This window comes from Enterovibrio norvegicus DSM 15893, assembly GCF_900115495.1.
GTDB classification, from domain to species: Bacteria; Pseudomonadota; Gammaproteobacteria; order Enterobacterales; family Vibrionaceae; genus Enterovibrio; species Enterovibrio norvegicus.
Genome location: NZ_FOWR01000008.1, coordinates 136,928 through 140,400, shown reverse-complemented (window position 1 = coordinate 140,400; position 3,473 = coordinate 136,928). Strand labels below are relative to the sequence as shown.

The following is a 3,473-nucleotide window of genomic DNA, read 5'->3' as shown; positions in this document are numbered from 1 at the left end:
ATGTCTTCGGCTGCTGGTTCGACAGTGTCAGATTCAGAGGCGTTACCGTCTGTTTCCGTTGATGCCTCGGCCTGTTGTGCCGCTTTGCGTGCTTTAGCTCGAGCAACGGCAGCAGCGACAGCGGCCTTTTTCGGGTCTGCGTCTGTGGCGCTTTCTTCTGCGGCTTGCGGCACATCAGCTTGCTGTGCGTCTTTGCGTGCTTTAGCACGCGCAATGGCAGCAGCGACAGCGGCCTTTTTCGGGTCAGTATCCGCAGCGCTTTTGTTTGAATTCGCATCGGATGCTTCGGTGTGAGCGGCTTGCTCAGCCTTACGTTCACGTGCTTGACGTTTACGCTCTTCGCGAAGCTTTTTCATCTCGCTATTATCAGGCTCGGCTTGGCCACTTTCTGCGGCTTCGGCTTGTTTCGCCTTTGCTTTAGCAATGGCAGCAGCCACGGCAGGTTTAACTGTGGTCGCAGCGCTACCTTGTTCTGATTTTGCTTTCACGCGGGCAATGGCTGCAGCGATGGCGTCACCGTCACTGGATTTTTCCATCGCCTTACGACGATTTTCTGCCGCCTCTTTATGGCGAGCTTCGCGTTTTTCTTTTTCGCGCTCCATGCGCGTTTTTTTCGCTTCGAAGCGTTCACGAGCGCGTTCTGCAGCCACCGCTTCTGCATTTAGATGGCGAATTTCTGCTTTTGCTTGGCGGTAATACTGCACCAAGGGAATTTCACTTGGGCAAACATACGCACAAGCGCCGCATTCTATGCAATCGAACAAGTTATATTCTTCACACTTGTCGAAGTCTTGGTCTTTGGCGTACCACTGAAGTTGCTGAGGCAATAAAGAAGCAGGGCATGCTTCTGCACAAGCGCTACAACGAATACAGGCCATTTCACCTTGGGATGGCGCGATTTCACGTCGGCTTGGCACTAACACACAGTTAGTCACTTTCGTGACGGGTACATCCGCATGTGGCACCGTAAAGCCCATCATTGGGCCACCAATGATTAAACGCTCAAGGCGTTTATCTTGCTTGTAGCCATGTTTTTCGAGCAGAAAGCGCACGGGTGTGCCAAGCAATACCCAACGATTACGTTGTTCTTCTAGCGTGGTACCCGTGAGTGTTACCACGCGCTGGATCAATGGCTCACCATCAATGACGGCGCGCTTAATAGCATGAACGGTACCGATGTTTTGCATCAGCACACCAATGGCAGCAGGGATCCCTTTCGCGGGGACTTCTTTACCCGTGATGAGCTTAATGAGCTGCTTTTCGCCGCCAGAAGGGTATTTCGTTGGCACCACTTGAACGATGATGTTTTTCTTATCACCAATCGCCAGCTTCAACGCAGCAATGGCTTCTGGCTTATTGTCTTCAAGTGCGAGCACTGCCAGTTTAGGCTGCACAATGTGTTGGAGGATTTCGACGCCTTGAATAATTTCATCAGCGTGTTCCTGCATCAAGCGATCATCAGCGGTAATGTAAGGCTCACATTCGGCGCCATTGATGATCAGTATTTCTGTGCGAGCAAGACCTGTTTGTAGCTTACGGGCAGAAGGGAAGCCTGCGCCCCCCATGCCGGCGATGCCCATCATTCGGACATGATCGACCAGTGCATCTGCCGCGGTATCTTGGTAGTTTTCGATGGGAGACTTATCGCCCCATATCTCTTCGAAATCTGGACGAATCACCAAGCAGGTATCGCTTAACCCTGACGCGTGGGCAATGGTGCGAGACTCAATGGCAACAACTTCGCCTGATGTTGGCGCATGTACAGGACAAGATTGGAGCGTGTCTGATTTAGTGAGCGGCTGTCCTTTAAGCACGCGGTCGCCGATGTTCACCAGTACCTGACCCGCAGAACCAATGTGTTGTTTTAGTGGCAGAACAATTTCATTCGGAATATCGACAGGAATGATGGATTGCTCGCTAGACTGACGCTTGTTTTCCGGCGGGTGGATGCCGCCATGGAAATCCCACACCTGCCCATGTTTAATTTGTTCAAGTAACGCGATCATGCTTGTTTAACTCCTTTTGCGCTGTCGGCAGGGAGTTGAACAACAGGAATTTGATTGAGCTGCCATTTCCAATTTTCAGGGGTGGTTTGAACCGGGATCATTTCTATACAGTCAGTAGGGCACGGCGCGACACAAAGATCACAGCCGGTGCATTCATCTTTGATGATGGTGTGCATGGCTTTGGTGCTGCCAATGATGGCATCCACCGGACAGGCTTGAATGCATTTGGTGCAGCCAATGCAATCGTCTTCGTGAATAAACGCGACCGTCTTGATGCTGGTTTCTTCATCATGCGCAGATTCAGTGACTTCAACGCCCATAAGGTCAGCGAGTTTCACGATGGTCGCTTGACCACCGGGAGGGCATTTATTGATGTCATCACCGTTGGCAATGGCTTGCGCATAAGGGCGACAACCAGGATAGCCACATTGACCACATTGCGTTTGCGGCAAAATTGCGTCGATTTGCTCGACGATCGGGTCAGCTTCCACTTTGAAACGAATGGAGGCAAAACCAAGCAAAATACCAAATACGGCAGCCAGGACGGCGATAGCAAATACCGCAATCAAAATTCCGGTCATTACAATTTCACCAAACCAGTAAAGCCCATAAAGGCGAGAGACATAAGGCCTGCGGTGATCATAGCGATGGACGCACCTTTGAAAGGTTGAGGCACATCTGCTGCAGCGATACGTTCGCGCATTGCTGCAAACAGAATCAAAACAAGTGAGAAGCCAGCAGCTGCGCCAAAGCCATAGATAATGGATTCAATAAAGTTATGTCTTTCATTGATATTAAGCAGGGCTACACCGAGAACGGCACAGTTTGTCGTGATTAATGGCAAGAAGATGCCTAATAAGCGGTAAAGTGTTGGGCTTGTTTTGTGAACCACCATTTCCGTGAACTGCACGACAACGGCAATCACGAGGATGAAACTGAGTGTGCGCAAGTACTCGATACCTAAAGGCTCAAGTACGTATGTTTCTACAAGGTAGGCGCTTACAGACGCGAGTGTAAGCACAAAGGTCGTTGCGAGACCCATACCGATAGCGGTTTCTAGCTTCTTTGATACACCCATAAATGGGCATAAGCCAAGAAACTTAACCAGCACAAAATTGTTCACCAAGACGGTGCCGACAAGAAGCAACAAATACTCAGTCATGCCATTCTTCGAAAATTTTAAAGAGATCTTTATATTATCGGACTTTGGCGCGTCTATAACAACTGATAGGCGGAAGGGTTTTTCATGAAAATGACCATTATGGTCATTCTTTATGCGACTTAGTGCCGACTTTACACGGTATCAATAAGGCAGCAACAATTTCACGCAGGAAGAATTAAAGTGCAGATAACAAAAAACCCAGCTAAAAAGCTGGGTTTTTTGTTTGAAAGTGGCTCCCTCTGCAAGACTTAACGGGGCCGCCTAGGCTTGCGACATATCGCGGAGCGATACATTCAAACCCGTGA

3 protein-coding genes are annotated in these 3,473 nt (G+C 49.6%); all 3 read right to left on the bottom strand.

The features are described 5' to 3' along the window. A partial coding sequence (gene rsxC, locus BM082_RS07075; protein WP_074926147.1) for an electron transport complex subunit RsxC occupies positions 1–2,006 on the bottom strand: 2,006 nt, incomplete at its 3' end. Next, entirely contained in the window at positions 2,003–2,587 is a 585-nt protein-coding gene (gene rsxB / locus BM082_RS07070; protein ID WP_017016624.1) for an electron transport complex subunit RsxB, read from the bottom strand. The genes rsxC and rsxB, both read right to left, overlap by 4 nt. Further along, complete coding sequence (gene rsxA / locus BM082_RS07065) at positions 2,587–3,168, bottom strand: electron transport complex subunit RsxA (RefSeq protein WP_017009631.1); 582 nt, start codon at positions 3,166–3,168, stop codon at positions 2,587–2,589. The genes rsxB and rsxA overlap by 1 nt, the downstream gene beginning before the upstream one ends. Between the last annotated feature and the right edge of the window lie 305 nt (positions 3,169–3,473).

What these genes read in the sequence shown, in the direction of transcription:
- rsxB (WP_017016624.1), bottom strand. Translation starts at nt 2,587, where the DNA reads ATGACCGGAATTTTGATTGCGGTATTTGCTATCGCCGTCCTGGCTGCC.
- rsxA (WP_017009631.1), bottom strand. Translation starts at nt 3,168, where the DNA reads ATGACTGAGTATTTGTTGCTTCTTGTCGGCACCGTCTTGGTGAACAAT.